Genomic DNA, 6,951 nt, shown 5'->3' with positions numbered 1-6,951 from the left:
GAGGTGCTCAGTCCATTTATATCCGCCGTGATACCCGAATCGCCGGTATCGCTGACGTGCTGATACACACCCATCAGGTAAATATCCGTGCGTTTGGACAACGCATACGCTGTCTGCAGGCTGAACTGGTTGTACTTCGGGCTCACGCCGTCGAGATGCGCATCGGTGAACGTGTATGCAGCCGAGAGGGACCATGCCGGCGTGATGTTGTAACGCGCGTTCACCTCATAGTTCGTGAAGCTTGCGCCACCGCCCGTCAACGTCAGGCCGGACGACGTGCCCGAAGCCGACGCGCCGATGCTGCTCGCGTTGTAGAGGTGGGTCTGCGTGAACACAAAACCGAACGTCGCCGGACCGAAGGCATAGTTCAGGCCCGCCCCGTAAGTGCGTTGCGTGCCGGCTGTGAAGGTCGCGTCGCTGGTCACTGCCCCGCTCGAGTTGTACGACGTGCCCGCCTTGTTCAACTCCAGGTAGCCCGCTGCCACATTCAACGGACCGTAGTTGTACGAAGCGCCTGCGCTGTAGGCGCGGTTCGTGGCGAAGCCCCCTGCGTCGTTCGAGAAGCCATACAGGGTGCCGAACTTGAGGCCGCCATAGTTGACGCTCGAGTACTTGACCGAGTTGTTGATACGGAACGAGTTGTCGAGGTTGTCGTTGTCGAACGGGTGCGCAGCCTGGGTGCCTCCCGACCCCGTACCGGTGAGGGCCAACGGAGCCAGGTAATCGACGACGGAGTCATACTGACGGCCAAGCGTGACGGCGCCGTACTGGTCGCTCGACAGGCCAACGAAAGCCTGGCGGCCGAACTCGAGACCGTTCTGGCCGAGCTTGCCCGTCGCGATACTGAAGCCGTTTTCCAACGTGAAGATTGCCTTCAGGCCGCCACCCAGATCTTCCGAACCGCGCAGGCCCCAGCGGCTGCCGTTCACTGCACCGCTGGTTTCCTGCACGTTGTGCGCGCCACCCTGATTGCTCGTGTAGGTGATACCGGCATCGATCAGGCCGTAGAGCGTTACGCTGCTCTGCGCGTGAGCTGCGCCCGCACCACCTAGAGCCGCCAGCGAAAGGCCAGACAGGACGAATTTCTTCATTGCTTCTCCGTTAACCTTGAATCGGTTGTTATTGAGTGGCGGAGATTATCGCAATCATGGCAATACTGTATTTCGCAATTCCTTACGCTTCACTTTTTCTGCCGTTTATCTGCCTGGCTTGTAACGCTACTACTGGAAAATGCAAAGGTGTCGCACCAATTAAAACGGAGCATGCCGCTCTCGCGAACATACTCCGATCCTTTACTGCATAGACCTTCAGGAGAAATCCAAAATTGCGTTGGCGGCATCAGTCTCGATCAACGCCGAGCCGGGCAACTTTAGATAATATTTCCTCAACTTTCTTTTAACCAGCCCTATCGAATATCAATTTCAACGGCGACAATTTTAATTATTTAAAGTTCCATGAGAATGGAATGCGCGATTATTACCAGTGCCGCTCAATCCGGCTCACCCACTATTACATAAATGACTCAAGCAGATGTGAGTCAAGCACCTGCGACCTTGAACACTGAAACGGCCTCCATCAACCTGGCCGCCTGCTCCTCCAGCGACTGGGATGCCGCCGCAGCCTGCTCGACCAGCGCCGAGTTCTGCTGGGTCGTCTGGTCCATCTCTGTCACAGCGAGATTCACCTGCTCGATCCCCTTGCTTTGCTCGCTTGCAGCGAACGAGATTTCGGCGATGATCTTCGTGACCTTCTGCACCGAGCTAACGACGTCGTTCATCGTCGAGCCCGCGCGTTGGGCAAGCGCCGAGCCCTGCGCGATTTGCCCGACCGAGTCGTTGATCAACTGCTTGATCTCTCGCGCGGCAGAGGCGCTGCGTTGCGCAAGATTGCGAACCTCGCTTGCGACGACCGCAAAGCCACGTCCATGCGCGCCTGCACGCGCGGCCTCGACGGCCGCATTCAACGCGAGGATATTGGTCTGAAATGCGATGCCGTCGATCACACCAATGATCTCGGAGATCTTGCGCGAATGCACCGAAATCCCCTGCATGGTCTCGACGACATTACCGACAACCTGGCCACCGAGCACGGCCGTGTCCGATGCGCTCAATGCAAGGACATTGGCCTCATGAGCGTTGTCCGCATTCTGCTTCACCGTCGACGTGAGTTGTTCCATGCTGGACGCGGTGCGTTCGAGCGACGCCGCCTGTTGCTCGGTACGATGGGACAGGTCGCTATTGCCCGAGGCGATCTCTTGTGCGCCGACGTTGATCGATTCCGTGCTACTGCGCACGGTCGCCACCGTCGTCACCAGGGCGTGCTGCATTTTCTTGAGCCCGGCGAACACCGCGCCCATTTCATTCTGGCGCTCGACCGTAATCTCGCCGCGCAGATCGCCAGAGGCAATTCGCTCAAAATGCGCGATGACATGCACAAGCGGTCGCACGACGGCGCCGATCAAGATGTGTCGCGCAAGAAAGCCGAGCAGTAGTGCAACGACCGCGACTCCGCCGAGCACGCCGACCATCGACTTGAAACGTGTCTGCGCTTCGGTATAGCGGGCTCTTTGCCGCTCGCCAAGCGCGTTCTCGAGGCCGGACATCGCCCCTTGATAAGCGTCGGACAAGGCCTTGGTTTCTTTGCCTTGCAACGTTTTGAAGGCGCTGAAGTCCATCTGTTCGAGGGCATCGAACGCGGGTAGCAACGCCTGTTTCACGAACGCAGTGCGCTTGCCCTGCAACTGCGTCGCCAGATGCCTTACAGCCGGATCCAGCGGCTGGTGCGCGAGATAGTCGGCAAATTGCCGGTCGGACTCCTTGATATCCTGGCGGGCGTTCGCGAGTAACTGCGGTTCAGGATCGCCGACTCCGTACAGCGCGTGATAGCTGTCGAGCGACACGCGCACCCGTTGCAGCAATTCGCTGCTGGTCTTCAGATCGACCAGTATCCGGGTGTCCTCCTCGACCATCTTGCTCATCCCTTCATTGCTGAGTTCGAGCATGCCGACGCTGATACCGATCGCGCTCAGCAGGATCACGACAAAGACCGTGATGACAAGCGTGATGCTCCCGCGGATACTGGTGTCCTTGAACATCGTGTCCCTTCCCCGTATTTTTTGATGTCCCCGCCGGCGTGTAATAGGTTTTTGCCGTGCGCGGTTACCCCGGAAACCCGGTCAGCCCACTCGTTTGCTACGCCGGTACCGGTCGAACAGCACAGCGAGCAGCAGGATGCCGCCGCGAATCAGGTATTGGTAGAACGTCGGCACGTTCAGCAGGCTCATGGCGTCCTGCACCGAACCCATGATCAGCACGCCCACGAGCACGCCGGAGATCGTTGCAACGCCACCCGTCAGGGAGACACCGCCGAGCACGCATGCCGAAATCACACCGAGCTCGAGGCCGACCGAAGTCTTCGGGTCGCCGAGGCTCATCCGCGATGCGAGCATCACACCGGCAAAGCCGGTGACGAGGCCCTGCAGCACGAACACCACGATCTTGATGCGAGTAACCGGCAAGCCCGCCAGCAACGCCGCTTCGCTATTGCCGCCCACCGCCAGCACGTTCTTGCCGAACACGGTCTTCTTGAGCAGGAATCCGAACAGGATGAAGCCGACGATGTTGCTCCAGATCGGAAACGAAATGCCGAGGAACGAGCCGCCGCCCAGATCGAAGAAGCTTTCTTCGGAAATCATCACCGCGTCACCGTTCGACGTGATGTAGGCAAGACCGCGCACCACTTCCATCATGGCAAGCGTCACAATCAGCGAATTGATCTTGTAGCGCGCGACGAGCACGCCGTTCACGAGGCCGACGGCGCCTCCCGCCAGCACGCCACCGGCGATGCCGAACGTAATGCTGTGCGTCGCGGTGATCAGCGTGGAGGCCACGACGCCCGAGAACGCGACGATCGACGCCACCGACAGGTCCACTTCACCGAGCGCCAGCACGAACATCATCGTGACCGAGATCGAACCGATCAGCGTGACCGAGAGCAAAAGCCCTTGGATATTGCGTGCGCTGATGAAATCCGGCACGGTCAGCGACAGCGCGCCAAACAGTATGATGAAGACCATCACAATGCCTGACTTGTTGACGAAGTCCCATGCCTGCATGGCACGCGGACGCGTGGCGACGCCGGATGCCGGATTCGTGGCAGCGGTGTTGGTAGGTTCTTGTGTTTGCATTGTGTCTGTTTCCATTCGGTCAGTCTGGCCTTAGCGCGGCAGCGCGAGCTTGATCAGCGCGTCCGGGGTCGCCTGGGCCTTCGGCAAATCGCCGACGATGCGGCCTTCCTTCATCACCAGCACCCGGTCCGCGATGCCAATCACTTCTGCCAGGTCGCTCGATACGACGATCACGGTGCGGCCCGCTTCGGCTAGCGCATAGAGCAGGCCGTAAATTTCGCTGCGCGCGCCCACGTCGATACCGCGCGTCGGCTCGTCCATCAGGAACACGTCGATCTCTTCGGCAAGCCAGCGCGACAGGATCACCTTCTGCTGATTGCCGCCCGAGAGCGTGCCGATGGGCGTCTCGCCGTTGCGCGTCTTGATTGACAGCTTCGCGATGAATTCCTTCGCGGTCTGCGCTTCCTTGCGGCTGTTGAGCACGTTGAAGCGGCTAAAATGCCGACGGCAACTGATGTTCAGGTTGTCTGAAACCGATGCAATAGAGACGATGCCTTCCTGCTTGCGATCTTCCGGGCACAGCGCAACGCCCGCTCGCACCGCATCGCGCGGCGTCGTAAAGCGCACTGGCTTGCCCCTCAGCACGATCTCACCGGCGGCCGGTTTCACCGCGCCGTAGATCAGCTTCATCAATTCGGATCGGCCCGCGCCCACCAGGCCAAAGAAGCCGACGATCTCGCCCTTGCGCGCGGAAAACGATGCAGGCTCCTTGAGACCCGGCCCCATCAGTCCCTTCACTTCGAGCTGCACATCGCCCGTGGGACGCGCGCGGTAGCCGTACACATCGGCAATCGAGCGGCCCACCATGCAACTGATCAGGCGGTCGCGATCTAGCCCCGCACCTGCTTCGAAGGTGTCGATATGGTGTCCATCGCGAAACACAGTGACGCGATCGCACAGCTCATAGACCTCTTCCATGCGGTGCGTGACATAGATGATCGCGCGTCCTTCGGCCCTGAGCGCGCGGATGATGCGGAACAGCTGCGTCGTTTCGCGCGACGAGAGCGAGCTGGTCGGCTCATCGAACGCAATCACACGCGCATCGCGCATCAGCGCCTTGCCTATCTCGATCATCTGACGCTGACCGATGGACAGATACTTGATCTGCTGTGCCGGATCGATCTTCTCGCCGAGGCGCTCGAGTTCGCGCATGGCCCGCGCCAGCAGCGCCTTCTCGTCAAGCACACCGAAACGGTTGGGAAGCGCACCGAGCATCAGGTTCTCCGCCACCGTCAATTCCGGCACCAGATGCAGTTCCTGATAGATGATCGCAACGCCTGCCTCAATGGCGGCCTTGGTGGTGGTGAACTGTTGCACTACGCCATTCAGCGCGAGCGTGCCCGCGGCCGGCTGGTTCACGCCCGACAGGACCTTCAGCAGCGTGGATTTGCCGGCGCCGTTTTCGCCCATCAAACCATGGACTTCGCCGCGACGCACGTCGAGCGAAACCTGATCGAGCGCCAGTACGCCCGGAAACTGCACGGTGATGCCGGCAAGCTGGAGATACGCCTCCGTATCTGCGGGACTCCCGTTGGGAGCCGCGCTGGACACAGCAGCAGACGCAGCACCGCTGGAACTCAGATGCGCCGCGTCGGGTTGGGAAACCGTCATCAAATGCCTCTTGCTGGTGAATACGACACGCGGGCGGCACACCTTGAATACCTTAGGTGTGCCGCCCGCGCCGCGAGTGTTGCCCATCATGCAGGCAGGCTCACGTGCACGCTCTTTCGAGCGCTCATTCGAACGCTTAAATACCGAGTTCCTTGCGCACGCTTTCCCAGTTGCCGCGCACCATCAACTCACCCGTCGTCTGCGTATCGGCAGGCGGCTGCTTGCCCGTCTTGATCCACTCGACGAGGTTCTCCGTGCTCTGCTTGCCGTGGTTCGTCGAGCTGACGGCGATCGTGCCGTAGAAGCCGGTCGGTTCCTTCTTCTGGAACTCGGCAAACGCTTCGCCAGCGCCGTTGATGCCAACGCCAATCACATCGGAAGCGGGAATGTGCAACTGCTCAGTCGCGCGCACGCCACCCAGTACGGTCTCTTCGTTGAGCGCGAAGATCACCCACTTCTTGATGTTCGGATGCTGCGCGAGTACGGGCGAGACTGCGTTGAAGCCGCCTTCGTCATCCGTCGTCTTTTGCGGTGCGTCGAAGATGTTTTCCTTCTTGAAGCCGTTGGCGAGCAGCGACTGCGTGGCGCCATCGGTGCGTTGCCTGGCGGTCGGCAGTTCGTAGTCGGTGATGCGCAGCGCGCCGACTTCTTCCGGCTTCCAGCCGCGACGCTTCATTTCATCGGAGATCGCCTGGCCCACCTGATTACCGATCTTGATGGCCGACATGCCGAGGTGCGGCACATCGCCGAGCGGCTTGCCGGTCGAGTCCACCAGTTGATCGTCGACAGTGACGAACTTCATGTTGTAACGCTTGGCGCGTGCTTCGATTGCCGGTCCGAGACGCACGTCAGGCGCGCAGATCACAAAGCCTTTGGCGCCTTGTGCACCGAGGTTATCGATCGCAGCCAGCACCTTTTCGCCGTCCGGCGTGCCGATGTTCACTACCGAGAAGCCATCCTTCTGACCGACAGCGGTCGCGGCCTTCTGCTCATTGATGAACCACGCCTGTTCCGGCATCTTCACGAGGAAGCCGATCTTGAGGGGTTCATCTGCGCGCACCGAAATCTGGGCCGCGAACGGCACCGCGAGGACCGCCGCGGCAACTGCGGACAGGGTCAATCGGCGAAGCTTCTGGTTCATCTGGGTCTCCTGG

General features: G+C 60.2%; 5 protein-coding genes. All 5 read right to left on the bottom strand.

The features are described from left to right. Positions 1–1,091: porin (locus tag M0954_RS19435; protein WP_297354961.1), on the bottom strand; the 1,091-nt coding region annotated here is incomplete at its 3' end. Between the two features lie 446 nt (positions 1,092–1,537). Further along, positions 1,538–3,094 (bottom strand): methyl-accepting chemotaxis protein, encoded by a 1,557-nt coding sequence (locus M0954_RS19430; RefSeq protein ID WP_297354959.1) that lies wholly within the window; start codon positions 3,092–3,094, stop codon positions 1,538–1,540. A gap of 81 nt (positions 3,095–3,175) precedes the next feature. Next, entirely contained in the window at positions 3,176–4,114 is a 939-nt protein-coding gene (gene araH / locus M0954_RS19425) for an L-arabinose ABC transporter permease AraH (RefSeq protein ID WP_297354963.1), read from the bottom strand. Positions 4,115–4,216: 102 nt separating this feature from the next. After that, on the bottom strand, positions 4,217–5,797 hold the full coding sequence (gene araG / locus M0954_RS19420) for an L-arabinose ABC transporter ATP-binding protein AraG (RefSeq protein ID WP_297354957.1): 1,581 nt from the start codon (positions 5,795–5,797) through the stop codon (positions 4,217–4,219). 136 nt (positions 5,798–5,933) lie between these two features. Then, on the bottom strand, positions 5,934–6,938 hold the full coding sequence (locus M0954_RS19415; RefSeq protein WP_123388261.1) for an arabinose ABC transporter substrate-binding protein: 1,005 nt from the start codon (positions 6,936–6,938) through the stop codon (positions 5,934–5,936). Positions 6,939–6,951 lie beyond the last annotated feature (13 nt).

It is taken from the genome of Paraburkholderia sp. (genome assembly GCF_026225065.1).
Taxonomy (GTDB): domain Bacteria; phylum Pseudomonadota; class Gammaproteobacteria; order Burkholderiales; family Burkholderiaceae; genus Paraburkholderia.
Note: the sequence above shows the minus strand (reverse complement) of the source record. Positions and strands in the feature narration are given on the sequence as shown.